Here is a 24,928-nt window from a genome sequence, read left to right on the forward strand (position 1 = left end):
GTCATGACGGGCCAGCCTTATCCTGACGTATTCAACCTGACCTCGGCTTAGTCAAGCCGGGGCCGGTGAACGGTTACCCTTCGGCGGCCTCTACCTGACCTACGCCATCGCCGACGAGTACAAAGCTCCCTGGTTCAAGAACACCACCGGCTTCTCCAAGAGCAGCCCCTATGCCAGCGATCCCTTCACCGATGCGAACAAGATCGACTACATCCACGGTCTGGCCGCTCGCTACACCTTCGAGAACGGCACTGCCGTCACCGCCGGCTTCGGTCAGTCCGAAGGCTACATGGACAGCTACCACTTCAAGCTGGCCCACAAGTTCGACGTACTGGGTGGCCTGAACACCAGCTACCAGTTCTACGGTTCCGACACCGAGAACAGCGACTATGACGGCCTGGCCTGGCAACAAGCCCTGACCGCCAGCTGGGCAGCCGGCCCCTATGGCTTCCGTCTGGAAGGCCTGTGGACAAAGGCTGAAGGGGATCTGGGCAACTACCTGCCCCGTCTGACCCGCGGCTACGGCAACTCCCAGGGCGCGAACGAAATCTGGTGGGATTCCCGCTCCGACTGGAACCACAACGACGAGAAGGCCCTGTTCTTCGGCGTGACTCGTTCCCTGGATGATCTGGTGGGTGCACCGGGCTGGGGCGTGGGTGTCTCCGGTGCCTACGGCTGGGATGCCAACAACGGCGACAAGTCCCTGGAAGGTGGCAAAGAGTGGGCAGCCAACTTCGACGTCATGTACACAGTGCAGGACGGCAAGCTGAAGGGCACCCTGTTCAAGCTACACTACACCGACTACAACAACGAACAGGACGACAAGGGCAGCTGGTACTACCCGAACATGTTCAGCTCCGAGCATGACGTCAAGTTCCACATCATCATGCCGTTCACCATCATGTAATCAGGCATCTGACGTGACCGAAAACCGGGCCTCTGGCCCGGTTTTGTTTTTGGTGGCACCACGCTACCATGCCAGCTTCGGGCCACCTGCCGGCCGTCAATCAGGACCATGCTCATGCCCCATCCCTTCGTGCTCGTCACCGGCTGCTCCAGCGGCATCGGCCTCGCCGCCGCAAGAACGCTCGGCGCCCGGGGCTTCACCGTCATCGCTTCCGCCCGCAAGGCCGAGGATGTGGCCCTGCTGCAGCAGCAGGGTCTGTTGGCGGTGCAACTGGATCTGGCGGACAGCGCCAGCATAGAGCGAGGGGCGGCAGAGGCGCTGGCCCTGGCCGAGGGGCGCCTCTACGGGCTGTTCAACAACGGCGCCTACGGCCAGCCCGGTGCGCTGGAAGATCTGCCCACCGAGGCGCTGCGCGAGCAGTTCGAGACCAACCTCTTTGGCTGGCATCACCTCATTCGCCAGGTATTGCCCCCCATGCTGGCGGCAGGCGAGGGGCGCATAGTGCAGAACAGCTCGGTCCTTGGCCTGGTGGCCATGAAGTATCGTGGCGCCTACAACGCCAGCAAGTTCGCGCTGGAAGGCTATACCGACACCCTGCGCCTGGAACTCGCGGGCAGCGGCGTGCACATCAGCCTGATCGAACCCGGCCCCATCGACACCCGGTTTCGCGCCAATGCCCGGGAGGCCTTCCTGCGCCACATAGACCCGAGCGCGAGCCGCCATCAGGACGCCTATGCCCAGACGCTGGCCAGGCTGGAGCGTGAAGGGGGTGCCCGGGGCTACACCCTGCCAAGCGAGGCCTGCATCCCGCCGTTAGTGCATGCGCTCACGAGCAAGCGTCCCAGGCACCGCTACCCGGTCACCTTCCCGACCAAATTGTTTACCGTGCTGCGCCGCCTGCTGCCAAGCCGCTGGCTTGACAAGCTGCTGATCAAATCCGTCTGATAAAGGTGCCCTCGGCGGGCCCTCCTCTTGACATGCACCTGTCTTAGCAACGATGCCCGCTCAATAGTGCTGGCCGTTGCTGTAGTAGTGACTCTTGACGATGGGCAGCACCTGCACCACCACATAGGTCTGCTCCCCCAGCACCCCTTTCAGGTGGCGGGTGATGAGGGCGGCGGCGGCATCCTGCATCTCCTGCGGTCGCTCGAACCAGACCAGCTCCACGAAGGGAAAACCGGCTTCGGGCTGGCCATCTCGTACCCACTGGCTCGGCACGCACTCCAGGGTGACGAACTCCGGCTTGCCACCGGTCAGGGCGCAGAGGTCCGCCATCAGGGGGGCGCTTATCCGCTGCAGGGTGTCGACAGAAACTGCCCGAAAACGAAGGTGGGGCATGGGAAACCTCTTGGCTGTGACAAATGAGGACTTATCATAGAGCACTCATCCCGCTCACATAAGGTGCCTCATGAGATTCCATCCCACGCTGCTCTCCTTCCTGCTCTGCCTGCTGCTGCCGCTCCATGCCATGGCCGATCCGGCCTTTTACCGCATCAACAAGGGCAACGAACAGCACTGGCTGCTGGGGTCCATCCATGCGGGCAAACCCTCTCTCTATCCCCTGCCGGACCCGGTGGAGCGCGCCTGGCAGCAGAGCCGCGCCCTGGTGATGGAGGTGGACATGACCCACATCAGCCAGGAGCAGTGGCAGGAGATGGGCGCCATCACCCGGCTCGTCGACGGCAAGACCCTCAAGGATCACCTGCCCATCGACCTCTACCGTCGCACCCTCATCGCCGCGGGCCAGAACGGTCTGAACGAGAGCATGCTGGCCCCGCTGCGTCCCTGGTTTGCGGCCATTACCCTGACCCAGGCAGCCCTGGAGCGCACCGGCTATCGCGGTGAATACGGTGTCGACCAGCACTTCGCCAAGCGGGCGAACGACGGCGGCAAGCCCATCGTCGGGCTGGAGACCCTGCTGGAGCAGCTCGGCTATCTCGCGAGCGTCGGCGACAACCAGACCTTGATGCTGGAGAGCACCCTGGACGAGCTGCCCGACATCCAGCAGGGGTTCGACGCCGTGATGACCGCCTGGCAGAACGGGGACGAGGCCACCCTCATCAATCTGCTCAGGGAGGAGATGGCGCCGCCCAAGCTGCAAGCCTGGCTGGAACAGACCCTGCTGGCGGAGCGCAACCGCAACTGGGTCAAGAAGTGGCCCAGCCTGCCGAACGAGAGCTTTATCGTGGTAGGAGCCCTGCATCTTTACGGCGAGCACGGGCTGCTCGCCCTGCTGGAGCAGCAGGGCTGGCGCATCACGCCCCTCACCGAACCGACCCTGGAGAAAGCAAAATAGCGTCCAGTCCGGCGACCTGACGCGCCGGATGCGCGTCGGCTCACAGAATTTGCTGCCGATTAAATAACCAGAGAGGGAGTTGATCGAGATCATCCCCTCCCTCCTGAAGAGGTATCTATCATGCCTGTCACCGCCCAGTGACAGGAGTGAACGAGATGGAATTCTGGATGAACCTGATGTTCGGCAACAGCGTGGGGCTGATGTCCATGCTGGTGATTTTCGGCACCTTCCTGCTCATCAGCGCCTATGCGGTCTATTTCATCTACAAGGTGATGCACGCAGAGCCGCCCAAAGAGGGGCAATAACCAGGCTCGCTCAGACCGCCTTACCCGGCAGGGGCCGGGGCCTGCGAGCGTTGCCATTCTAAGGCCCACCAAGGCCCGCTATACTGGCTCCCTCATTTTCATGCGGGGAGCCTGCCGTGTCTCATAACGACGAACTCTCACTGTTCCTGCAGGAAGTGGCCGACGTGCGGCCCCTTCGCAGCGACCATATCGCCCCCGTTGCGGGCAACAGCCAGCCCACCGAGGCGCAACTCGCGCGCCGGGAAGCCGCCACCGCCGAACAACTCACCCTGGATCACCTTGGCACGGAAGCAGTCGAGATGCTGGACCCCCATGCCATCGTCGGCTTCAAGCGTGACGGCGTGCAGGAGGGGGTCTACAAGAAGCTGCGCCTTGGCAAATACGAGCTGCAAGGCTCCCTCGACCTGCACCACAAGACGCTCAACGAGGCCCGTATCGCCCTGGTGCAGTTCATTGCCGAATGCGAAGTGCGGGATATCCGCTGCCTGCTGATCCTGCACGGCAAGGGGGAGCGCAGCACCCCGCGTGCCCTGCTCAAGAGCCATGTCAGCGCCTGGCTGCCACAGTTGCCTTCGGTGATGGCCATGCACAGCGCCGAGCGCCGCCACGGCGGCAGCGGTGCGCTCTACGTATTGCTGCGCAAGAGCGAGCGCAAGAAGGCGGAAAACCGCGAACGGCACCAGAAGCGCCTCGGCTGACTGCCTGAGGGTGGCACCAGGGGGGATGGCAGTGCTAGCATCGGGCGGCCCCGATCATGCCAGGTACGGGGTGCATACCATCAGGGACGATAACAAGGACAATCCCATGTCATACCAGAAACTCGAACAACATCAGCAACAACTGCACCGCCTCTCCCACCTCTCCGCCATCTGCGGCTGGGATCAGGCCGCCATGATGCCGGAGGGGGGCAACGAGGCCCGCGCCGAAGCGATGGCGGAGCTCGGCGTGCTGATCCACGGCAAGCGCACCGCCCCCGAGCTTGGGGAGTGGATTGCCAAGGCAGAGAGTGAACCGCTGGACGAGCACCAGCGTGCGAACCTGCGGGAGATCAAGCGCCAGTGGCAGGATGCAAGCCTGCTGCCGGGGGCGCTGGTGGAGGCGCTTTCCCTGGCCGGCAGCAAATGCGAGCACGCCTGGCGTCGCCAGCGCAAGGAGAACGACTGGGCAGGTTTTGCCCCGAACCTCGAGGAGGTGGTGCGCCTGTCGCGGGAGGTGGCTCGCCTGCGCGCCGACGCGCTCGGGGTGCGCCCCTATGACGCCATGCTGGCGCTGTACGAGCCCGGCATGACGAGCGCGAGGCTGGATCAGATCTTCGGCGATCTGACGAGCTGGCTGCCCGGCCTCATCCAGACCGTGAGCGAGCGGCAGAAAATCGAGACCATCCTCACCCCGCAAGGCCCGTTCCCGGTTGCGACGCAGCAGGCGCTCGGCCAGGAGGTGATGGGACTGCTCGGCTTTGATTTTGCGCACGGCAGGCTCGACGTGAGCAGCCACCCGTTCTGCGGCGGCGTGCCGACGGACGTGCGCATCACCACGCGCTACAACGAGCAGGAGTTCGTCTCCAGCCTGATGGGCATCATCCACGAGACGGGCCACGCACGCTACGAGCAGGGCCTGCCGCGCGCACTGCTCGGCCAGCCGGTGGCCGAGGCGCGCTCCATGGGCATTCACGAGAGCCAGAGCCTGTTCTGCGAGATGCAACTCGGCCATCACCCCGCGTTCCTTGCACAGATTGCACCGCGCATCCGCGCACACTTCGGCGAACAGGCCGCGCTCGCCCCCGCGAACCTCAAGAAGCTGTACAACAGGGTCGAGCCCGGCTTTATCCGCGTCGATGCGGACGAGGTCACCTACCCTGCCCACGTCATCCTGCGCTACGAGCTGGAGCGGGACCTGATGGAAGGGCGCATCGAGGTCGCGGACATCCCCGAGCTGTGGGACGCGAAGATGCAGCGGTGGCTCGGCTTGTCCACGAAGGGCAATTACCAGAACGGCTGCATGCAGGACATCCACTGGACGGACGGCTCGTTTGGCTACTTCCCGAGCTACACGCTCGGCGCCATGTACGCGGCGCAGCTGCGCTTTGCACTCGAGCGTGAGCTCGGCGACATGGGCACGCTCGTAGAGTCCGGCCGCCTGCCGGAGATCTTTGGCTGGCTCGGTCGCCATATCTGGTCCCAGGGCAGCCTGCACGGCACGGACGAGCTCATTCGCCGCGCGACCGGCGAGGCGCTCAATCCCCAATGGCTGCGCAAACACCTCGAACAGCGCTATCTGAAATAAGCGAGGTTGAACCCCCTCCCAGCCTCCCCCTTCACAAGGGGGAGGAGCTAACCCCGCCCCCGTTCACAGAGGGGAGCTGTTTGTCCCCTCCCCTTACGAAGGGGAGGGTTAGGGTGGGGTCCTGCCCCCCTAACCTTACAAAGGGAGGACTGGGATTCCTCGGATCGCACTATTTTTGCTATCCCTGTCCGTTTTTGGCTAGTCACCCCTCTCGCCCCCGCTTAGTCTCTGGGACATGCCCACAGCAACCCGAGCCATGCCATGACCATAGAGCCCCCGCATTCATCCCAACGAGACGAGATCATCCCGGGTCTCACTCGGGAGCAGTGCCACGCCGCACGCCTCGCGCGAGACGCGCGTTTCGATGGTCGCTTCTTCACCGGGGTGCTGTCCACCGGTATCTATTGCCGCCCCGTGTGTCCGGCGCGGGCACCGCACGAGCACAATGTGCGCTATTTTCGCTTCGCGGCGGCGGCGGAGCAGCACGGGCTGCGCCCCTGCCTGCGCTGTCGCCCCGAGCTCGCACCGGCCCAGAGCGGGGATCTGCCACCGCTCGTCGCCCAGGTGCTGGCGCGCATCGAGCGCGGCGAGCTTGCGGAGCACAGCCTGGGCTCCCTTGCAACGCAGGCCGGGATCACGGAGCGCACGCTGCGGCGCCAGTTCGAGCAACACCTCGGCGCCTCGCCGAAACAGGTGGAGCAGACGCGCCGCCTGCTGCTTGCGAAACGGCTGTTGACGGAGACGCGCCTGCCCATCACGGACGTGGCGTTTGCCGCAGGCTTTGCGAGCATTCGTCGCTTCAACGACGCCTGGCTGCAGGCGTATGGCATGACGCCGGGCGCCCTGCGCAAGCAGGAAGGGGGTGCGCCGCAGGAGACGCCGCAATCGAGCCTGCAACTGCACCTGCTGTATCGCCCGCCGTTCGACGTCCAGGCCATGCTCGCGTTCTACCGGTTGCGCGCCATTCCGGGGCTGGAGCGGGTGGATGAGCACGGTTACGAACGCCGTCACCGGGTCGGCGAACAAGAGGGGCTCATCCGCATCGAGCCCGTCGAGGGGGAGAGGCTCAGACTCACGGTGCGGGATCTGCCGCCGGGTGCGCTGCCAGACATCCTGTACCGCGTGCGCCGCATGTGGGATCTCGACGCCGACATGAGCCGCATCGGCGAACACCTGGGGCAGGATCCGCTGCTCGCCGGCATCCAGGGACGATGGCCCGGGGTGCGGCTGCCGGGGGGGTGGGATGAATACGAGGTGATGCTGCGCGCCATCGTCGGCCAGCAGGTGTCGGTCAAGGGTGCCATCACCATCATGGGGCGCCTGGTGGCCCGCACCCAGGCTCAGTTTGGCACGGCTCAGCTGCCCACCCCGACCCAGCTGTGCGAGCTGGATCTCGACGGCATCGGCATGCCGGGCAGCCGCATCCGCACCCTGCAAGGGCTGGCCTCGGCGCTCGCAAGCGGCGCACTCACCCTCGCCACGGCAAGCGACGAGCAACTGCTCGCGCTGCCGGGCATAGGTCCCTGGACGGTCGCTTACTGGCGGCTGCGCTGCGGGCTCGACACGAATGCCTTCCCCGCCTCGGATCTCGTGCTACAAAAGGCGCTGGGGGGCGGTGACAAGCTGCCGGTGAAAGAGGTGACAGCGCGCAGCGCCCCCTGGCAGCCGTGGCGCGCCTATGCCGCGAGCTGGCTGTGGCACGCCATGAGTGAACAACCGGCGCTGCTCACCCGGCCAACACAGACACAAGACGAGGAGAAGAGCCCATGATCCGCTATGACATGATGCCCACCGACCAGGGCGAACTGCTGGTCGCCATCGACGAGCGCGGCCTGGTCCATGTGGATTTCCTGGCCGGACTGCGGCCGCTCCCCGACATGCAGGACTGGCAGCAGGACGGCGAGGCGCTCGCCCCCTTCCTCGCCGAGTTTCGGGACTACTTCGCGGGCCGGTTGCAGCGCTTCACCCTGCCGCTCGCCCCCAGGGGCACGGCGTTTCAGCAAGCGGTGTGGCAGGCGCTGTGCGACATCCCCTACGGGGAGACCCGCAGCTACGGCGACATCGCCCGCACCATCGGCAAGCCAAACGCGGTGCGGGCGGTGGGTGCCGCGAACGGCCGCAATCCGCTCTCCATCATCATCCCCTGCCACCGGGTGATCGGCCAGAATGGCAGCCTCACCGGCTATGCGGGAGGCCTGCCCATCAAGCAGGCACTGCTGACGCTGGAGAGGGCCTCTCGTTGATCCGGCGCCACCCGGCCAGGGCTCACTGCCGCTGCGCCAGCCAGCCGTGAAACCCCAGCGCCTGAAAGAAGCGGTGCGCCGCCGCGAAACCGGCCCCTTGCAAGAGGCGCCGGGTCTGTCCCTCGTCCAGGGAGGTGAAGTCCTCTCCGAGGCGGCGCACCATCTGCTCGCAGGCAGGAAGCGGCAGACCGGCGAGGGCGGCTTGCAACCCCATGGCCTTGCGCTCGAGCGGGTCCGTTGGCGCCATCAGATCCGCCAGCAGCAGGGGAGCGCCAGGATTGAGCTGGCGATAAATATCACCCAATAGCGCAGCTTTGGCATCTTGCGCCAGAAAATGCAGCACCAGCAGACAGAGTGCGCCATCGCAAGGCTTATTCACCACAGGCAATGCGCCCAGGTGCCAGCACACCCTGTCCCCCATGCCCGTCTGCTCGGCCCGCATCCTGGCCTGGGCCAGCATGTCCGCCGAGATATCCTGGGCCACAAAGGTCCAGCGGGGGCAGAGACGGCCAAGCAGCAGCAACTCGCTGCCCGTGCCCACCCCCACCAGCAGCACCCGGGCCTGCTGGCCCAGCGCGGCCATCAGCCGGGAGGCACAAAGCTGGTGCAGCAGCTCGTAGCCTGGCACCAGCAGGGGGATGCGGCTGTCATAGGCCTTCGCCCCTTCTCCTTCGAATCGCTCCGTCATCTTTTGCTCCTTTGGTGTGAGCCCCCTTGATAGGGGCTGCCGCCGGGAGAAGGTCAAGAGCCACAGGGACGAGCCAGTTGCCAGCCCAGCCCTTCCCATGAAGGGAGAGCCCTAGCCCCCCTTGCCCAGCGCCGCTTTCAGAGCCGGATTGAAGACGCGCTGGAGGGAGGCGGGGTTGTTCAGCAGCTTGGCCGCCGGGCGGCGCGGGCGCCTGACCAGCTCGCCGCCACAGTTGGGGCAGGTCAGGTGCAGATACTGATCGTTGCACTCGGCGCAGAAGGTGCACTCGAAGGAGCAGATGTAGGCCGTCGCCGTGTCGGCGGGCAGATCCCGGTCACAGCACTCGCAGTTGGGTCTGAGTTCAAGCATGGCAAGTTCCTGAAGCGCAAGGGGAAAGCGGGAAAGAGGGCGGCTCAGTCGACGATAAAGAGGCGAGCGCCCAGTTCGGTGTAGGAGCGATGGGGTTCGGCGTTGTCCGCCACCTGGTAGCTCATGCCCGGCGTCAGGGTGAAGACGCGGCCATCCTGCAACTCGGTGTGCAGCTCCCCTTCGAGGCAGAGCAGCACATGACCCTTGCTGCACCAGTGATCCGCCAGATACCCGGGGGAGTACTCCACCATTCGCACCCGCAGCTCCCCGAACTGCCGGGTGTGCCAGCGGGCGACGCCGCGCTCTCCCTTGTGTTCGGTCGGCGGGACCTCGGCCCAGTTCGTGGTGCAAAACGGCAGTGCATGGATGTTCATGACGGATCCTTTGTCAGAAGAAGGCTGGGGGAAGGTGTCTCACCACGGGATATCCGTGACAAGACCGCGCCCCATACTGCCATCAAATCCGCTCCATCCCCATGCCCACACGGGCAATCATCCCCTCTTCAGGCTGCCCATCACCTGCATCTCGCAGCGGTGGCAGTCAAAACGCAGGCGGAAGCTCTCCTTGCCCATCTTGAGCTCCAGGGGCTCGGCCTTGAGACCGGGCACCTCCTTGGGGCAGAGCTGCTGGCTGTAGCGGATGCAGTGCTTCGTTGTCATCAGCACCACTTCCCGCTCCTCCTTGTTCGCCTCATACGCGGGGGCGATGCTCCCCACCCCGTGTTCGCGAAAGAACTGCTCCGCCGCGCTGTTCAGCACGTTGCCGAGGTAGGAGAGCCGATGCTGGGGATAAACGGCGCCTCGTAGGGGAATGCGCCGCTCGGGTCGCCGGTAGGCAGCCAGACGGGCCGCCTCCAGGGCGGCGATCCCCTCCCGGCGCAAGCCGTTAAGCTGTGAAGCCGCAATAAATAGCGGGCGAGTGAATGCCAACTCAATCTGGCGAGCCACAAACAGGGTGTTGCCGAGTTTGCCGAGCTGATCCCTGGCATGCTGCAGCGCCCGTTCCGGGTTGTCGGCCGGCGGCTGGTCGCAGGGGAGCGTGACGGCGGCGCCAATGCCCTGCTCGTCCACAAGTTCGAGCCGCAGTCCCTCGTCGCACTCCGATAACCGCATATCGACCCGGATGCGGCGATCCGCGCTCCCCTTTTCGAGCTGCTTGCTGAAGGCCTGATCGTGGTTGCGAAAGATCTCGGTGCCCACCTTGAGACCGGGCATGGGTTCCGACAGGAGTAACCGCTTGCTCTGTGCCTTCTCCTCCACTTTATTGAGGCGCATCCCCACCAGCTCGCCCCCCGGCTTGAAGAAGCCGAGGCCATCGCCGTTGTTGAGGGCAACGGCCTGGCCGTCGATCTCGATGCCATCGCGGGTCACGCTGGTGACGCGCCCGAGCGGCTCCCCGACGTATTTCGGGCTGCGCGGCGAGTCGATGCCTGGCTGTCGGCCATGGAGGAAGTAGTCGGTGCTGCCCCGGTTGAAACTCTTCTTGGGATCCGGCGTAAAGGTGTAGCTGCAACGACCGGCGGAAGCGGCCACCAGATCGGGGCGGCTCGCCAGGATGGTGTCCAGCTTCTGGCGATACCAGGCGGTGACGTTCTTGACGTAGTCGAGCCCCTTGAGGCGCCCTTCAATCTTGAAGGAGCGGATCCCTGCGGCGATCAGCGCCTCCAGGTTGTCGGTCTGATCCATGTCTTTCAAGGAGAGCAGGTGGCTGTTTTCCACCAGCACCTCCCCCCCTGGCGTTTGCAGGGAACAGGGCAGCCGACAGAGCTGGGCGCACTCGCCGCGATTCGCGCTGCGGCCGGTGCGGGCGTGGCTGATGTTGCACTGGCCGCTGTAGGAGACACACAGGGCGCCGTGGATGAAGAACTCCAGCTGCACGCTGGTGGCGGCGCTTATCTCGCGGATCTGCGCAAGGGAGAGCTCGCGGGCCAGCACCACCTGGGAGAAGCCCACGTCCTGCAGAAACTTCACCTTTTCCGGGGTGCGGTTGTCGGTCTGGGTGCTGGCGTGCAGCGCGATGGGGGGCAAATCGAGCGCCAGCAGCCCCATGTCCTGCACGATCAGCGCATCGGCGCCCGCCTGGTAGATCTGGTGGGTCAGGCGCCAGGCCTGCTCCAGCTCGTGGTCGTGCAGCAGGGTATTGAAGGCGACGAAGACCTGGGCGCCGAAGCGGTGAGCATGGCGGGCCAGGGCCTCGATGTCCTCGAGGCTGTTGCCCGCTGCGCTGCGGGCACCGAAGGCGGGGCCCCCCATGTAGACGGCATCGGCGCCGTGGTTGATGGCCTCGATGCCATAGGCGAGGTTCTTGGCCGGGGCCAGCAACTCCAGGCGGTTGTGATGGTTCTGATCGCGCATAACGTCCGGTTCGAAGGGCTGCAAATGGCCGCCACTCTAGCCAGACTCCCCGCCCCCCGCCTTGATCCCGCTTAAGATCACCGCAGAATGCAGGATTGACCAGGTACAAGGACATCTGGCGGCCCCCTTATTCCCCGGCCCTGACAGAATGCCGACTACGCAGGCACCCGACGCGGAGCTAGATCACGACCTTGAGGGCCAGCCCCAGCAGCACCAGGCCGCTCACCTTGTCGATCACGGTGGATTTGGCCTTGAGCCAGGCGAGTACGGGCCCGCGAGAGAGCACCTGGGCCACCAGCACATACCAGAGCGCATCGATGCCGCCTGCGGTCAGCATCATGATGCCCCCCTCACGCCAGCCGGTGTCGGCGTGCACGAACTGGCTGAACAGGGCGATAAAGAAGATGGCGAGCTGGGGGTTCAAGAAGGCCACCATAAAGCCCTCGAACGCCCCCTGACGTCCCCGTGGCGGATGTCCCTCCTCCTTGCCTGCCTCACCCCCTGCAGGCCTGGCCAGCAACGCCTTGATCCCGAGCCAGGCGAGGAACGCCGCGCCGCCGTAGCGGATGAGATCGAACAGCAGCGGGGTCTGGGTGATCAGGATGGCGAGGCCGAGGGCCGTGATCAGCGCATAGATGCCGACTCCCAGGCCATGTCCCAGCGCCGTGGCAACCCCGTGGCCCTGCCCTCCCTGCACCGTATTGCGGATGATCAGTGCCAGGCTGGGCCCCGGGCTGATGGCCCCCATCACGCAAATGGCGGCCAGCGCCAGCCAACTCGTCAGCTCCATACCTTCTCTTCCTTCGTGTCGATTGTTGTCACCCGGGATCAGGGTAGGGGGTGGCTCGCTATGCCAGAAGTGAAAGTTAAGAATAGAGTCCATAGCCAGTAGCTATAGAGTGGCACAACCCGCTGCCATCAGCGGCTCACCTGCGGCCCTCGGGCCAACTGCTTGCGACTCTCCCCCAGGGTGAATTGCAGGTGATCCCGCAGGAAGGGATAGGCCAGCTCGCGGAACCAGCGGTGAGCCGGATCCAGGTGGTGGCGCTGGTGCCACAGCAGATGATACTGCTGGACCCGGGTGGCGAAGGGGAGATCGCAAAAACTCAGGGCATGTTCCCGGGAGAGCTGCCAGGCGATATGGGCCGGGGTGGTCATCAGACAGTCTGTGCGCAGCAGCACCTCCACCGCTGCCTGGAAGAAGGGCACCCGGGCAAACCAGCGGCGGGAGAGCCCGCGGGGGGCCAGCACCTGCTCCACCGGGCTGTCCTTGTCCCCGCCCCCGCTCACCTGCAGGTGAGGCCAGGCGAGGTAATCCTCCAGACTGGGCGCCATGCCAGAGAGCGGGTGATGGCGCCCCATCAGCACCACCAGCCTGTCCTCCCCCTGATGCAGGCCACGGATCTGGTCCGGCACCAGTTCCGTGATGGTGGAGACCATGTCCAGCTCCGATTGCCAGAGCTGGGGCAACTGGCGCTTGTCCCACAGGCTGTACTCCAGCGCCGCCCGGGGGGCGGCCCTCGCCAGGGCCGCACAGATGTCCGGCAGGATGTGCTGGGCCACGTAGTCGGAGGAGGCGAGCCGAAACACCCGCTCGCAGCGCTCGGGGGCAAATTCCGGCGCCTCGTAGAGCCGCTCCAGGGCACCGAGGGAATCGGCAAGCTGGGCCGCCAGGGCCTCGGCCCGCGGGGTCAGCAGCCAGCGCTGCCCTTCCCGCACCAGCAGCTCGTCGCCAAACTCGCTGCGAAGCTGGCCGAGCTGCTTGCTGATGGAGGGCTGGCTCAGGTTCAGCAGCTCCGCCGCCCGGCTGATGTTGCGGGTCTCCAGCAGCACCTTGAGGGTGGGCAAGAGATTGAGATTCGCTTTGTGCACAGGAGTCACCTCGGGAAGGGGTCGCCGGGATCGGGCCTTCATCTTACGGCAAGGAGAAGCGGAAATTTAAGCAAAATCACGGTCTTGCTCCCGCCACTCCCCTTACACTGGGGGGACCGCAGGATGACAGTGAACGCCCCGTGCGGCATAATTTCGCCACTTTCCGCCCCAGGGCGGCCATCACGATAAGCGACGACAAGATGACATACGCCACTATCACCGGGTGGGGAAAATGCCTGCCCCCCGCCTCGCTGACCAACGATGACCTCGGCACCATCATGGATACCTCGGACGAGTGGATCTACCCGCGCACCGGTATCAAGGCCCGCCGGGTCTCCCATGTCAGCACCCAGGCGCTCGCCACCCTGGCCGCCCGTCGCGCCCTGGCGTGCGCAGGTCTGGACGCCGCCGCCCTCGATGGCATCATCCTCGCGACCGCCACCCCGGGCACGCTGGTCCCCAATGGTGCCTCCGCCGTGCAGCAGGCCCTCGGCGCCCACAAGGCAGCGGTGTTCGACCTCAACGCCGCCTGCACCGGCTTCGTCTATGCCCTCTCGGTCGCCACCTCCCTGGTGCAGACCGGCATGATGCAAAGGGTGCTGGTGATCGGTGCCGAGCGGCTAACCCAGTTGCTGGACTGGGCCAAGCGCGACACCGCCGTGCTGTTCGGGGATGGCGCCGGCGCCGTCATCATCGAGGCGAGCGAGCAGGAGAGCGGCCTGATTGCCAGCAAGCTCGGTTGTGACAGCGAAGCGCGGGAGATACTGCACGTGCCGAATTTCGGTACGGATCGGGTGCGTTTCGCCGACATTGACGGCCTCTTCACCTTCAACTTCGAGGGGCAGGAGATCTTCAAGCGCGCCGTGCGCGGCATGGGTGAAGCCACCAGCACCGTACTGGCCCAGGCGGGCATCGCCCCCGAGCAGATCGACCTCATCGTGCCGCACCAGGCGAACGTGCGCATCATCGAGACCCTGGCCAAGCGGATGAACGCCCCCATGGAGAAGGTGATGGTCAACATAGAGCAGTACGGCAACACCTCCGCCGCCACCGTGCCCATCGCCCTGTGCGAGGCGCTGGAGCAGGGTCGGGTCAAGCCGAACAGCTACCTGCTGACCGCCGCCTTCGGGGCCGGGCTGACCTGGGGCGCCGCCCTCATCAAATGGGGAGATCGCGTCACCCCGATCGCGAATTGCGACGAGGTGCTGCCCCCCTGCGAGCAGAGCGCCCTCGAACTCATCGCCCATGCGGTGCAGGGTTGCCAGCAGGCCCGCCCCGCCGACGCCTGAGCGAGCGCCCGCTCCCCATGATCCGCCAGGAGTCCCGGGGCTCCTGGCTGCCAGCCCCCCTACGCCCCCTCGCCGTTTCGGCAGCGACATAAAAGTCATTGAAAAGTGTGAATTTTGAGCGAAACATATCAAAAAATGACCACTTGACACTTTTTTGTCGTCAGAATGCGGCCAAGGGGTTCACAACCTTGCCGGATCTGGTAGTATGCGGCCTCGCACTTGGGGAGGGGTTCCCGAGCGGCCAAAGGGATCAGACTGTAAATCTGACGGCTCTGCCTTCGAAGGTTCGAATCCTTCTCCCTCCACCATTCAAGTGCGAAAAATCAGGAAAATACCCCGTGGAGGGGTTCCCGAGCGGCCAAAGGGATCAGACTGTAAATCTGACGGCTCTGCCTTCGAAGGTTCGAATCCTTCTCCCTCCACCATCTTCCTGAACACAATATGCAATGCCCCTGTGGAGGGGTTCCCGAGCGGCCAAAGGGATCAGACTGTAAATCTGACGGCTCTGCCTTCGAAGGTTCGAATCCTTCTCCCTCCACCATCCTTCAGACAACCCGGCCTCGCGCCGGGTTTTCACTTTTCTGGATAGAATCCATATGGCGCTGTCAGATCTGACAATTGCCCTCCCCGCACTTTTTAGAAACAGTGGAGCCTCATGTCGCAAGGAGTGCACACAGATGTTTGAAATCTGGGATGAAACGGGTCGCGAGCACGGGCTGACACTGCCCGAGCTGCAACTGCGGCTGCGGGATTATCAGGGAGACGTGATGGTGCGCTACCTCAACCGCCTCGGCCTGCCAAGCACCCTCTTCCTGACCATCCGCCAGGGATACGCCTATCAGCGCTTCAAGGCGGGTTCCCCCATGCTCGACTGGTCCTGGCTTGCCCAGGCCATGCACGCAGCCCCCCAGGCTGGCGCCGCACCTGCACAGGGCCATGCCCTTCCCTGACCCCCTCCTTCCTGCCCACGCCCAAGCAGGGCCCATTATCAGACTCTTCCTACAGCCTCCCTTTAGACCCTCCCTGTATGATGCGTAACCATGTTCCCGTCAGGTGAGAACCATGTTTGCGTTCAAAGAAGAGTCTCCCGTAAGGGCCATGGCCAACATGGCGGATATCGTCGTCCCCTTTTATCAGCCCATCATCGGCCAGGATCGTCAAGTCAAGGGGTATGAGGTGCTGGCCAGGCGCTGGGATGCCGATAGCCAGGGTTATCAGTGCATCGATTTTGCCGCCCTCGGCGAAGATGACGCTCTGCACCTCGATATCGTCATGCTCAGGGCCATCATGCGCGATCTGCCCGTGCTCGCCCAAAAAGGCCCCTATGCGCTCTCCATCAACCTCAATCCGGCGCTCTCCAGCCCCACCTACCGCAATCTGCTGTTGCTGGTGCTGCTCCAGGCCCGCAAGCTGGGGATCGACATCTGGTTCGAGGTGCTGGAGCACGTCAGGATCAAACACCAGCACAGGGAGATGATCGAGGTGTTGCGGGCCCATGGCGCCCACATCGCCTGTGACGACTTCGGCTCCCTGGCGTGCAATTTCCAGCGCCTGATGATGCTCCCCTACGAGATCGTGAAGCTGGATCGCTCCCTGCTGCTTCAGGCTGCGCGAAGTAGCCACGCCCTCAACATGCTGACGGGTCTGGTGAAATACCTGCAACGACTCGGCATGGCCGTGGTGTGCGAGGGGGTGGAGACCCAGGCCCATATCGAGGTGGCGAACCGGCTGGGCTGCGACTACCAGCAGGGCTACGCCTACGCCATTCCCTCCCCTCTCTCCCGCTGGGCCTGAGCCGGGCGCTTGCGTGTCACGGGGGAAACCCGGGCACCTTTCCCATGAAATTCGGCAGGGTGCTGCCATTTTCCTGCCAAAGATGGCAGGCTGTCCCGGCCACACTGACGCCGAGGCCCGCCATGGTTCGCTTTGCCACCTTCAATCTCGCCTTCGATCGCACTGCACCCGGCATGCTGGGGGAAGAGCTCGCCCTGACCCGCACCGAGCAGGATGCCCTGCTGGCGCGCCTCGCCGACGGCACCTTGAGCGGCGCCGAGAAGACCAAGGCCCTCGACGTGCAGCAGATCCGCAACATCGCCGAGATAGTGCAGCGCACCCGGCCGGACGTGTTGCTGCTGAGCGAATTCGACAATGACGGCAAGGGCAGCGACACCACGGACCTCAAAGCCTTCAACGCGAACTACCTGGCCTATGCCCAGCACGACGAGGTGAAGGCCATCGGCTACCCGGTGCTGCAGAACTTCGCCACCAACACCGGCCTGATGAGCGGCCATGACCTCAACCTGGACGGAAAGCGCAACAACGGGCCGGACGACGCCTGGGGCTTTGGCAACTATCACGGCCAGTACGCCTTCGCCGTAATGTCCCGGTACCCCATCGATACCAGGCAGATCCGCACCTTCCAGAAATTCAAGTGGAAGGAGATGCCGGGCGAAGCAAACCCGGTCATCGACGATTGCCACAACCCCAGGGCACCGATCCCGAGCGGCCGCCAGTGTGGCGATGCCTGGTATTCAGATGCAGCCTGGCAGCAGTACCCGCTCTCGTCCAAGAACCACGCCGACGTGCCGGTGCACATCAGGCAGGGAGACAGGGAGGAGGTGATCCACTTCCTTATCTCCCACCCGACCCCGCCCATCTTCGGCAACGCGGCGCGCCACAACGTCAGGCGAAACCGCGCCGAGGTCGCCTTCTGGCAGGACTATGTGGAAGGGGAAAGCTACATGGTGGATGACGCCGGCAAGGCCGGTGGCCTGCCCGTGGGCGCCAGGTTCGTCATCGCCGGCGATCTCAACGCCGATCCCCAGATTGGCGACGGGGATCGCACCGCCATCCGGGATCTGCACGACCATGTGCTGGTCAACCAGGCCGTCACCAAGGGCGCCCTGATCCCGGTCAGCCAGGGCGGCCCCGAGTGCCTCGCCAGCCAGCCGGATCAGTGCAAGCGCAACAACAACCGCCCCACCCCGGAGCGCATCACCAGCAGCAGCGGCCTGCAGCTCGACCACGTGCTGCCTTCCGCCAACCTGAACGCGGTCGCCTCCGGCGTGTTCTGGCCGGCCAGCTTCGAGCCTGGCCATCACCTGGTGTATGACGCCAAGCTCGGCATCGCCAAGGGGGTCAGCTCGGATCACCGCCTGGTGTGGGTCGACGTCGCGCTCGATTGACCGGCAGCCAGGGTGAAGGGATGCCTTTGGCTCAGGGTGCCGGCAAATCTGTGCGCAGGCGCGCTATTCCGGCGCCCGCGGCTTGCGGCGCAAATCGGGGTTTGCTAATACTCCGCGTCCATTGGATGAGCATCCCTTTCGAGATAGTGTGCCGTGGCTTTCGAACAATTCGCGCTCGTGATATCTCTCTTCCAGCAGCTCTGCGTCTATCTGGTGATCGCCTGGCTGCTCTCCAAGACGCCGCTCTTCATGCCGCTGACCCAGGTGACCCTGAGCTGGCCCCACAAGATCCTCTGCTACCTCATCTTCTCCGGCTTCTGCGTCATGGGTACCTACTTTGGCCTGAGAGTCGAGGACTCCATCGCCAATACCCGCGCCATCGGCGCCGTGCTCGGGGGCATAGTCGGCGGCCCTGTGGTGGGTCTGCTGGTGGGGCTCACCGGCGGCATCCATCGCTACTCGCTGGGGGGCTTCACCGCCCTGGCCTGCACCTTCTCCACCATCGCCGAGGGACTGCTCGGCGGCCTGGTGCACCGCCACTTCGTCGCCCGCCACCGGCTCGATCTGCTGTTCAGCCCCTGGGTAGTGGGATCTGTGGCCCTCATCGCCGAGCTGATGCAGATGGGGATCATCTTGCTGGTGGCCCGTCCGTATGACGACGCCGTCCATCTCATCGAGAACATCATCGCCCCCATGCTGGTGGCCAATACCCTGGGGGCCGCCATGTTCATGCGGATGATCCTCGATCACCGCGCCATGCTGGAGAAGTACTCGGTCGCCTTCTCCGCCCGCGCCCTCAAGATCGCCGAACGGGCGATGCGGGTGCTGGACAAGGGCTTCACCCAGCAGGCGTGCCAGCAGATGGCGCGCATCCTCTACGAGGAGACCGGGGTGGGCGCGGTGGCCATCACGGATCGGGAGAAGCTGCTCGCCTTCATCGGCATCGGCGAGGATCACCACCTGCCGGGCACCGCCATCAACTCGGCCCACACCTTCAAGGCGATCCAGCACAACGAGGTGGTCTATGCCGACGGCAACCTCATTCCCTACAGCTGCAACCTGCATCCCCAGTGCCGGCTCGGCTCCTCCCTGGTCATTCCGCTGCGGGGGGAAGAGGGCTCCGTGGTGGGCACCATCAAGCTCTACGAGCCCAAGCGCAAGTTCTTCTCCTCCATCAACCGCACCCTGGGAGAGGGGATTGCGCGGCTGCTCTCCGGCCAGATCCTGGCGGGCAAATACAACGAGCAGAAGCGGCTGCTGGCCCAGTCGGAGATCAAGCTGTTGCAGGCGCAGATCAACCCGCACTTCCTGTTCAACGCCCTCAACACCCTGGCGGCGGTGATCCGGCGCGACCCCGAGGATGCCCGCACCCTGGTGCACCACCTCTCCACCTTCTTTCGCAAGAACCTCAAGCGGCAAGGGGACGAGGTGACCCTGGCCGACGAGCTGGAGCATGTGAACGCCTACCTGCACATCGAGCAGGCCCGCTTCGCCGAGCACCTGAGCGTGCAGATCGACATTCCCGAGCCGCTGCTGGAGTACCGGCTGCCCACCTTCTCCCTGCAGCCCATCGTCGAGAACGCCATCAAGCACGGCATCTCCCAGATGTTCGAGCCCGGCCGACTGACCCTGACCGCGCGACAGGAGGGCGAGCAGCTGGTGCTGGAGGTCTGTGACAACGCCGGCCTCTATCAGGCCAAGCGGGAGGAGAGCGGCCTTGGCATGAACATAGTGGACCGGCGCATCAAGGCCCGTTACGGCGCCGAGTACGGGGTCACCATTCACTGCGTCCCCCATCAATTCACCCGGGTGAGGATCACCCTTCCCCTGCAGGAGAGCCCATGCTGACCGCCCTGATCGTCGACGATGAACCCCTCGCCCGCGAGGAGCTGCGGCTGCTGCTGGAGCAGGCGGGCAACATCCGCCTGCTGGGGGAGTGTGCCCACGCCATGGAGGCGCTGCCCGCCATCCATCGCCTGAAACCCGACTTGCTGTTTCTCGACATCCAGATGCCGCGCATCAGCGGGCTGGAGCTGGTGAGCATGCTGGACCCGGACTTGCGCCCCCACATCGTCTTCATCACCGCCTACGACGAGTTTGCCCTGCGCGCGTTCGAGGAGAACGCCCTCGACTACCTGCTCAAGCCGGTCACCAGCGAACGGATGAACAAGGCGCTGGAGCGCATCCAGCGGCTGCTTTCGCCAAAGGGTGAGCTGGCGGGCCAACCGCTGCCGGATCCGACCCGCATCGCCCAGCCCCTGCGCAGCATTCCCTGCAGCGGCCACAACCGCATCCTGCTGCTGCCCCTTGGCGAGGTGGAGTTCGTCCACAGCGATCTGGCCGGCAACAAGGTGGTGAGCGCCCAGCAGCAAGGCACCACCGAGCTGACCCTGCGCACCCTGGAGGAGAAGACCGGCTTCGTGCGCTGTCACCGCCAGTACCTGCTCAACCCGGGCCAGATCCGCGAGATCCTGCTGCTGGACGGCGGCCTGGCGGAGGTGGTGACCCAGGGCGGCCACAAGGTGCCGGTGAGCCGGCGCTACCTCAAGCCCCTCAAAGAATTGTTGGAGATCCCCTGAGGGGCGGGCCACTCGCCCCGTCCCCTGCCCGTTACCGCTCACCCGCTTCCCGCGCCCGCCGGCTCATCCCTCAAACCGCTCGGGGCCGCTTTTCTGCCGCTCGCGGGCGGCCCTCTGCCACTGACCCTTTCTGCGCTCCCCTTTCCCTGCCGCCTGCGTAGAGTGCAGCCTGAGCCCGGCCAGATTGGCCGCAGGAAAAGGAAACTCCGTCATGCAACACGCAATCACCTTCGTCATTGCGGCCCTCTGCATCCTCGCCATCGCCTATCGCCTCTACGGCGTGTTCTTTGTGCGCAAGGTGCTGCGGGCCGACGACAAGCTGGTCACCCCCTCCCACGAGCTGGAAGATGGCAAGAACTATGTGCCGACCAACAAGTGGGTCAACTTCGGCCAGCACTTCGCGGCCATCGCCGCCGCCGGCCCCCTGGTGGGCCCGGTCCTGGCCGCCCAGTACGGCTACCTGCCGAGCTTCCTCTGGCTGCTGATCGGCTGCGTCATCGGCGGCGCGGTGCACGACACCGTGGTGCTGTTCGCCTCCATGAAGCATCAGGGCAAGTCCCTCTCCGAGGTGGCCAAGGCCGAGCTCGGCCCCATCGCCGGCTGGTGCACGGGGCTCGCCATGCTGTTCATCATCACCATCACCATGGCGGGTCTCTCCATGGTGGTGGTGCACGCGCTGGAGCGTAACGCCTGGGGCGTGTTTGCGGTCTTCATGACCATCCCCATCTCCATGGTGGTGGGGATCTGGCACAAGCTGACCGGCAACCTGCAAGCCGCCTCCTGGGTGGGCTTCATCGCCGTGCTGGCCTGCGTCTTCTTCGGCCCCTACGTGCAGGAGAGCGCCTTCGGTGCCTGGCTGACCCTGCGCGCCGAGACCATCAGTCTGGCGCTGCCCATCTATGCCTTCTTCGCCACCGCCCTGCCGGTCTGGCTGCTGCTCACCCCGCGCGGCTACATCTCCAGCTTCATGAAGATCGGCGTGTTCGGCGCCCTGGTGATCGGCGTCATCTGCATCAACCCCGAGATCCAGTTCCCCGCCATGACCCAGTTCGTCCACGGCGGCGGCCCGGTACTGGGCGGCCCGGTCTGGCCCTTCATCTCCATCACCATCGCCTGTGGCGCCATCTCCGGCTTCCACGCCTTCATCGGCTCGGGCACCACCCCGAAACTGGTGGACAAGTGGAACGACATCCTGCCGGTCGCCTTCGGTGCCATGCTGGCCGAATGCGTGGTGGGCGTGATGGCGCTGATCGCCGCCACCGCCCTGCACCCGGCGGACTACTTCGCCATCAACGCCACCCCGGAGGCCTTCGCCAAGCTGGGGATGCAGGTGGTGGACCTGCCCTTCCTCTCCCAGGAGATCGGCATGGATCTGAACGGTCGCACCGGCGGCGCCGTCACCCTGGCGGTGGGCATGTCCTACATCTTCACCAAGGTGCCCTGGTTCAGTAACCTCGCCTCCTACTTCTTCCAGTTCGTGGTGATGTTCGAAGCGGTCTTCATCCTGACCGCCGTCGACTCCGGCACCCGGGTCTCCCGCTACCTGATCCAGGACTTCTTCGGCGAGTTCTACCCGCCCCTCAAGCGCATCGACTGGATGCCGGGCGCCATCGGGGCCAGCGTGCTCGCCTGCGTGATGTGGGGCTATCTGCTGATGTCCGGCGATATCGGCTCTGTGTGGGCGCTGTTCGGGGTCTCGAACCAGCTGATGGCCTCGGTGGGCCTCATCATAGGCGCCACCATCATCTTGCGACTGGCCCACAAGCGCCGCTACATGCTGACCTGCCTGATCCCGCTGGCCTACCTGTTCGTCACCGTCAACTACGCCGGTTACTGGATGATGCGCAACGTCTACTTCAACTCGGCCGCCAAGGGCTACAACCCGATGAACGGCGCCATCTCCCTCATCATGCTGGTGCTGGGGGCGCTGATCCTGATCTCCGCCCTGCGCAAGTGGAGCGAGCTGTGGAAGCTGCGCCAGCAGCCCGAGTTCCGGGTGGCCGAGGCGACCGCCTCCTGATCCGTCCAGCCCTCCTCGGACCCCGCCTCGGCGGGGTCTTTCATTGGCGCTGCGCATTCATCCATTGGCATTGACCCGCCCCTTCGCTGTGGTTGAATGGGTCCCCGGATCACAGAACCGCCCGGCCCGGGGTGCTAGCATGCCCCGACGGCCACTTGGCCGCACCGGCCCAAGTGATCCTCCCTCCTCCGCTTTCACCCTTTGAGGACAGCTTTCATGGAACTGCTTCTGCTCAGCAACGGCAAAACCACAGAACACCCCGGCCTGCTCGGCTGGGCCCGGGAGCGGGTACAAACCCTGCTCGCCCGCAAACAGGTCAAGCGCATCCTGCTCATCCCCTACGCGGTGATCCGCAGCGACTGGAACGCCCGCGCCTTCGAACTCAGCGAGAGCCTGGGGGTGAAGGCCATCAGCATCCACCACTTCGACGATCCGGTGGATGCCATCCAGCGGGCCGACGCCATCTTCATCAGCGGCGGCAACACCTGGCGCCTGAACCAGCTGCTGCACGAATACGGCCTGGTGGTGCCCATCCAGCGCGCCGTGCGCGAGCGGGGCGTGCCCTATGTGGGCTGGAGCGCCGGCTGCAACGTGGCTACCCCCAGCATCCTCACCACCAACGACATGCCGGTGTGCAGCGCCGCCGTGCTGCCGGCGCTGGGCCTGTTCCCCCTGCAGATCAACCCCCACCACTACCTGGATGCCGGCATCAGCGGCCACATGGGGGAGACCCGGGACGAGCGGCTCGCCGAGTTCTGTGCCATCAACCCGAGCGAGTCCGTGGTGGCCCTGCGCGAAGGGAGCCTGCTTCAGGTAAGCGGCGAGCACGGCGGCGAGAGCATCGAATACTGGAGCGCCCGGGGCGAGGGCTTCAAGATCTTCAAGCACGGTGAGACCACTCAGGAGTTCATCACGGCCGCGCCCCTGGCCGGGCTGACGCCGTTTCACCCCCTGGCCGGGGCCATGACGACCGCGGTGACCTGAGCGTTCGCCCGCGGGATTTGCCATGCTGTGAGGGGCAAGGGATCTTCCCTCGCCCCTTTTCCTGCCGGCGGGAGGCACCATGACCATCAGGATTGAACACGACAGCCTCGAGGAGATCGCCGTCCCGGTCGATCGGCTCTGGGGCGCCCAGACCCAGCGCTCCCTGCACCACTTCAACATCTCGGGAGAGCGCCAGCCCAGGGAGATCATCCATGCCCTGGCCCGCATCAAGTCCGCCTGTGCCAGGGTCAATCACGCCCTGGGACTGCTGCCCGCGCGCAAGGCCCAGGCCATCATGGCGGCCGCCGACGAGATCCTGTGCGGCCAGCACGACGCCGAGTTTCCCCTGATGGTGTGGCAGACCGGCTCCGGCACCCAGACCAACATGAACCTCAACGAGGTGCTGGCGAACCGGGCCAGCGAGCTGCTCGGCGGCCCCCGTGGCGAGGGGCGGCTGGTACACCCCAACGACGAGGTGAACAAGAGCCAGTCCAGCAACGACGTCTTCCCGAGCGCCATGAACCTGGCCGCCGTCACCGCCATCACGGGCCGGCTGCTGCCGGCGCTCGTCCCCCTGAAAGAGACCCTGGCGAGCAAGGCCGCCGCCTTCGACGACATCGTCAAGATAGGCCGCACCCACCTGCAGGACGCCACGCCCCTCACCCTGGGGCAGGAGATCTCCGGCTGGGTAGCCCAGCTCAGTCAGGGGGAGCGCCACATCCGGGCCGCCCTGCCCCATCTGTGCGAGCTGGCGCTGGGGGGCACGGCGGTGGGTACCGGCCTCAACTGCCCCCCAGGTTTCGCCGACGCGGTGGCCAGGACCCTGGCCGAGCAGACCGGTCTGCCGCTGGTGAGCGCTCCCAACAAGTTCGAGGTCCTGGCGGCGAGCGATGCCCAGGTCCATGCCCACGGCGCCCTCAAGACGCTGGCGGCCTCCCTCATGAAGATCGCCAACGACGTGCGCTGGCTCGCGAGCGGCCCCCGCAGCGGGCTGGGGGAACTCATCATTCCGGAAAACGAGCCCGGCTCCTCCATCATGCCCGGCAAGGTCAACCCGACCCAGTGCGAGGCGCTCACCATGCTGTGCGCCCAGGTGATGGGCAACGATGTGGCCATCAACATCGGCGGCGCCAGCGGCAACTTCGAGCTCAACGTGTTCAGGCCGATGATCGCCTACAACGTCCTGCAGAGCGTGCGGCTGCTGGCGGACGGCATGCAGAGCTTCCACGACCACTGCGCCGTCGGCATCACCCCGAACCAGGCCAGGATCGACGATCTGCTCTCCCGCTCCCTGATGCTGGTGACGGCCCTCAACCCCCATATCGGCTATGACAAGGCGGCCGAGATCGCCAAGCGGGCGCACCATCAGGGGCTGAGTCTGCGGGAGGCGGCCATTGCCTCGGGCCACCTCAGCGCGGAGCAGTTTGATGCCTGGGTGATTCCCGCTGACATGGTGGGTCGCACGCCATAAGGCAGCTCAGCGCACTGCAATCCCAATCCCATGCCCGGGGCATACCAGCGCAGGTGGCAGGCGCAGCAAATAGGGACTGTGAT

General features: G+C 65.1%; 22 protein-coding genes, 3 tRNA genes and 2 pseudogenes. 20 read left to right on the forward strand and 7 right to left on the reverse strand.

Features of this window, described 5'->3' with window-relative positions; genetic code table 11:
- Window positions 1–79 precede the first annotated feature (79 nt).
- Window positions 80–907: pseudogene (locus OKB81_RS07620) on the forward strand (OprD family outer membrane porin); the annotation flags it as partial.
- Between the two features lie 114 nt (window positions 908–1,021).
- Window positions 1,022–1,852, forward strand: a complete 831-nt coding sequence (locus OKB81_RS07625; protein ID WP_109112741.1) for an SDR family oxidoreductase — start codon at window positions 1,022–1,024, stop codon at window positions 1,850–1,852.
- 60 nt (window positions 1,853–1,912) lie between these two features.
- Here OKB81_RS07625 and OKB81_RS07630 read toward each other — a convergent pair whose 3' ends face one another.
- On the reverse strand, window positions 1,913–2,245 hold the full coding sequence (locus tag OKB81_RS07630; protein ID WP_041214640.1) for a DUF1904 family protein: 333 nt from the start codon (window positions 2,243–2,245) through the stop codon (window positions 1,913–1,915).
- Window positions 2,246–2,315: 70 nt separating this feature from the next.
- On the opposite strand from OKB81_RS07630, the gene OKB81_RS07635 reads away from it, so the two are divergent.
- The 6 genes from OKB81_RS07635 to OKB81_RS07660 all read left to right on the forward strand — a co-directional run bounded on the left by OKB81_RS07635 (window position 2,316) and on the right by OKB81_RS07660 (window position 8,034).
- Window positions 2,316–3,203 carry a TraB/GumN family protein gene (locus tag OKB81_RS07635; RefSeq protein WP_041214639.1) on the forward strand — a complete coding sequence of 296 codons (888 nt, stop codon included), beginning with the start codon at window positions 2,316–2,318 and terminating at the stop codon, window positions 3,201–3,203.
- A gap of 155 nt (window positions 3,204–3,358) precedes the next feature.
- Window positions 3,359–3,508: a DUF3149 domain-containing protein gene (locus OKB81_RS07640; RefSeq protein ID WP_010673287.1), complete on the forward strand. Its 150-nt coding sequence runs from the start codon at window positions 3,359–3,361 to the stop codon at window positions 3,506–3,508.
- Window positions 3,509–3,624: 116 nt separating this feature from the next.
- Window positions 3,625–4,206, forward strand: coding sequence for a DNA endonuclease SmrA (gene smrA / locus OKB81_RS07645; RefSeq protein ID WP_010673286.1), 582 nt, complete (start codon window positions 3,625–3,627; stop codon window positions 4,204–4,206).
- A gap of 106 nt (window positions 4,207–4,312) precedes the next feature.
- Complete coding sequence (locus OKB81_RS07650) at window positions 4,313–5,791, forward strand: carboxypeptidase M32 (protein WP_160836562.1); 1,479 nt, start codon at window positions 4,313–4,315, stop codon at window positions 5,789–5,791.
- A gap of 261 nt (window positions 5,792–6,052) precedes the next feature.
- Window positions 6,053–7,561: a DNA-3-methyladenine glycosylase 2 gene (locus OKB81_RS07655; protein ID WP_119197385.1), complete on the forward strand. Its 1,509-nt coding sequence runs from the start codon at window positions 6,053–6,055 to the stop codon at window positions 7,559–7,561.
- A complete protein-coding gene (locus OKB81_RS07660) occupies window positions 7,558–8,034 on the forward strand; it encodes a methylated-DNA--[protein]-cysteine S-methyltransferase (protein WP_109112810.1) in 477 nt (158 codons plus the stop codon). The genes OKB81_RS07655 and OKB81_RS07660 overlap by 4 nt, the downstream gene beginning before the upstream one ends.
- Window positions 8,035–8,056: 22 nt before the next feature.
- On the opposite strand, the gene OKB81_RS07665 is transcribed toward OKB81_RS07660, so the two are convergent.
- The 6 genes from OKB81_RS07665 to OKB81_RS07690 form a co-directional block, all read right to left on the reverse strand.
- The gene (locus OKB81_RS07665) at window positions 8,057–8,722 is read right to left on the reverse strand and encodes a class I SAM-dependent methyltransferase (protein WP_119197384.1); all 666 of its coding nucleotides are present in this window, start codon (window positions 8,720–8,722) and stop codon (window positions 8,057–8,059) included.
- A gap of 111 nt (window positions 8,723–8,833) precedes the next feature.
- A complete protein-coding gene (locus OKB81_RS07670) occupies window positions 8,834–9,091 on the reverse strand; it encodes a DUF1272 domain-containing protein (protein WP_041211221.1) in 258 nt (85 codons plus the stop codon).
- Window positions 9,092–9,135: 44 nt separating this feature from the next.
- Window positions 9,136–9,465 carry a DHCW motif cupin fold protein gene (locus OKB81_RS07675; RefSeq protein ID WP_041214635.1) on the reverse strand — a complete coding sequence of 110 codons (330 nt, stop codon included), beginning with the start codon at window positions 9,463–9,465 and terminating at the stop codon, window positions 9,136–9,138.
- Between the two features lie 117 nt (window positions 9,466–9,582).
- On the reverse strand, window positions 9,583–11,445 hold the full coding sequence (locus tag OKB81_RS07680; protein ID WP_160836566.1) for a peptidase U32 family protein: 1,863 nt from the start codon (window positions 11,443–11,445) through the stop codon (window positions 9,583–9,585).
- 178 nt (window positions 11,446–11,623) lie between these two features.
- Window positions 11,624–12,235 carry a LysE family translocator gene (locus OKB81_RS07685; RefSeq protein WP_160836568.1) on the reverse strand — a complete coding sequence of 204 codons (612 nt, stop codon included), beginning with the start codon at window positions 12,233–12,235 and terminating at the stop codon, window positions 11,624–11,626.
- Window positions 12,236–12,363: 128 nt separating this feature from the next.
- Window positions 12,364–13,317, reverse strand: coding sequence for a LysR family transcriptional regulator (locus tag OKB81_RS07690; protein WP_109112806.1), 954 nt, complete (start codon window positions 13,315–13,317; stop codon window positions 12,364–12,366).
- Between the two features lie 200 nt (window positions 13,318–13,517).
- Between OKB81_RS07690 and OKB81_RS07695 the strand changes: the two genes are divergently transcribed.
- The 12 genes and pseudogenes from OKB81_RS07695 (at window position 13,518) to fumC (ending at window position 24,845) form a co-directional block, all read left to right on the forward strand.
- Window positions 13,518–14,606: a ketoacyl-ACP synthase III gene (locus OKB81_RS07695; protein ID WP_109112805.1), complete on the forward strand. Its 1,089-nt coding sequence runs from the start codon at window positions 13,518–13,520 to the stop codon at window positions 14,604–14,606.
- Between the two features lie 223 nt (window positions 14,607–14,829).
- Window positions 14,830–14,914: transfer RNA gene (locus tag OKB81_RS07700), tRNA-Tyr, on the forward strand.
- A 32-nt stretch (window positions 14,915–14,946) separates the two neighbouring features.
- Window positions 14,947–15,031: transfer RNA gene (locus OKB81_RS07705), tRNA-Tyr, on the forward strand.
- 31 nt (window positions 15,032–15,062) lie between these two features.
- A tRNA-Tyr gene (locus tag OKB81_RS07710) sits at window positions 15,063–15,147 on the forward strand.
- Between the two features lie 136 nt (window positions 15,148–15,283).
- Window positions 15,284–15,556 carry a hypothetical protein gene (locus OKB81_RS07715; RefSeq protein ID WP_109112804.1) on the forward strand — a complete coding sequence of 91 codons (273 nt, stop codon included), beginning with the start codon at window positions 15,284–15,286 and terminating at the stop codon, window positions 15,554–15,556.
- Between the two features lie 112 nt (window positions 15,557–15,668).
- On the forward strand, window positions 15,669–16,400 hold the full coding sequence (locus OKB81_RS07720; protein WP_109112803.1) for an EAL domain-containing protein: 732 nt from the start codon (window positions 15,669–15,671) through the stop codon (window positions 16,398–16,400).
- Window positions 16,401–16,482: 82 nt separating this feature from the next.
- Window positions 16,483–17,791, forward strand: a pseudogene (locus OKB81_RS07725) (endonuclease/exonuclease/phosphatase family protein).
- A 153-nt stretch (window positions 17,792–17,944) separates the two neighbouring features.
- Window positions 17,945–19,639, forward strand: coding sequence for a sensor histidine kinase (locus tag OKB81_RS07730; RefSeq protein WP_109111694.1), 1,695 nt, complete (start codon window positions 17,945–17,947; stop codon window positions 19,637–19,639).
- Entirely contained in the window at window positions 19,633–20,370 is a 738-nt protein-coding gene (btsR, locus tag OKB81_RS07735; RefSeq protein ID WP_043167151.1) for a two-component system response regulator BtsR, read from the forward strand. The genes OKB81_RS07730 and btsR overlap by 7 nt, the downstream gene beginning before the upstream one ends.
- 211 nt (window positions 20,371–20,581) lie before the next feature.
- Complete coding sequence (locus tag OKB81_RS07740; protein WP_109111695.1) at window positions 20,582–22,390, forward strand: carbon starvation CstA family protein; 1,809 nt, start codon at window positions 20,582–20,584, stop codon at window positions 22,388–22,390.
- A 216-nt stretch (window positions 22,391–22,606) separates the two neighbouring features.
- A complete protein-coding gene (pepE, locus tag OKB81_RS07745) occupies window positions 22,607–23,374 on the forward strand; it encodes a dipeptidase PepE (RefSeq protein WP_160836571.1) in 768 nt (255 codons plus the stop codon).
- 79 nt (window positions 23,375–23,453) lie between these two features.
- On the forward strand, window positions 23,454–24,845 hold the full coding sequence (gene fumC / locus OKB81_RS07750) for a class II fumarate hydratase (RefSeq protein WP_119197379.1): 1,392 nt from the start codon (window positions 23,454–23,456) through the stop codon (window positions 24,843–24,845).
- Window positions 24,846–24,928: the final 83 nt, after the last annotated feature.

This window comes from Aeromonas sp. QDB56 (genome assembly GCF_027705505.1).
GTDB lineage: Bacteria > Pseudomonadota > Gammaproteobacteria > Enterobacterales > Aeromonadaceae > Aeromonas > Aeromonas caviae.

Excerpts from the sequence above, each read along its gene's own strand:
- OKB81_RS07625 (WP_109112741.1), top strand. The coding sequence starts at position 1,022 with ATGCCCCATCCCTTCGTGCTCGTCACCGGCTGCTCCAGCGGCATCGGC.
- OKB81_RS07630 (WP_041214640.1), bottom strand. The coding sequence starts at position 2,245 with ATGCCCCACCTTCGTTTTCGGGCAGTTTCTGTCGACACCCTGCAGCGG.
- OKB81_RS07635 (WP_041214639.1), top strand. The coding sequence starts at position 2,316 with ATGAGATTCCATCCCACGCTGCTCTCCTTCCTGCTCTGCCTGCTGCTG.
- OKB81_RS07640 (WP_010673287.1), top strand. The coding sequence starts at position 3,359 with ATGGAATTCTGGATGAACCTGATGTTCGGCAACAGCGTGGGGCTGATG.
- OKB81_RS07650 (WP_160836562.1), top strand. The coding sequence starts at position 4,313 with ATGTCATACCAGAAACTCGAACAACATCAGCAACAACTGCACCGCCTC.
- OKB81_RS07655 (WP_119197385.1), top strand. The coding sequence starts at position 6,053 with ATGACCATAGAGCCCCCGCATTCATCCCAACGAGACGAGATCATCCCG.
- OKB81_RS07660 (WP_109112810.1), top strand. The coding sequence starts at position 7,558 with ATGATCCGCTATGACATGATGCCCACCGACCAGGGCGAACTGCTGGTC.
- OKB81_RS07665 (WP_119197384.1), bottom strand. The coding sequence starts at position 8,722 with ATGACGGAGCGATTCGAAGGAGAAGGGGCGAAGGCCTATGACAGCCGC.
- OKB81_RS07670 (WP_041211221.1), bottom strand. The coding sequence starts at position 9,091 with ATGCTTGAACTCAGACCCAACTGCGAGTGCTGTGACCGGGATCTGCCC.
- OKB81_RS07675 (WP_041214635.1), bottom strand. The coding sequence starts at position 9,465 with ATGAACATCCATGCACTGCCGTTTTGCACCACGAACTGGGCCGAGGTC.
- OKB81_RS07680 (WP_160836566.1), bottom strand. The coding sequence starts at position 11,445 with ATGCGCGATCAGAACCATCACAACCGCCTGGAGTTGCTGGCCCCGGCC.
- OKB81_RS07685 (WP_160836568.1), bottom strand. The coding sequence starts at position 12,235 with ATGGAGCTGACGAGTTGGCTGGCGCTGGCCGCCATTTGCGTGATGGGG.
- OKB81_RS07695 (WP_109112805.1), top strand. The coding sequence starts at position 13,518 with ATGACATACGCCACTATCACCGGGTGGGGAAAATGCCTGCCCCCCGCC.
- OKB81_RS07715 (WP_109112804.1), top strand. The coding sequence starts at position 15,284 with ATGTTTGAAATCTGGGATGAAACGGGTCGCGAGCACGGGCTGACACTG.
- OKB81_RS07720 (WP_109112803.1), top strand. The coding sequence starts at position 15,669 with ATGTTTGCGTTCAAAGAAGAGTCTCCCGTAAGGGCCATGGCCAACATG.
- btsR (WP_043167151.1), top strand. The coding sequence starts at position 19,633 with ATGCTGACCGCCCTGATCGTCGACGATGAACCCCTCGCCCGCGAGGAG.
- OKB81_RS07740 (WP_109111695.1), top strand. The coding sequence starts at position 20,582 with ATGCAACACGCAATCACCTTCGTCATTGCGGCCCTCTGCATCCTCGCC.
- pepE (WP_160836571.1), top strand. The coding sequence starts at position 22,607 with ATGGAACTGCTTCTGCTCAGCAACGGCAAAACCACAGAACACCCCGGC.
- fumC (WP_119197379.1), top strand. The coding sequence starts at position 23,454 with ATGACCATCAGGATTGAACACGACAGCCTCGAGGAGATCGCCGTCCCG.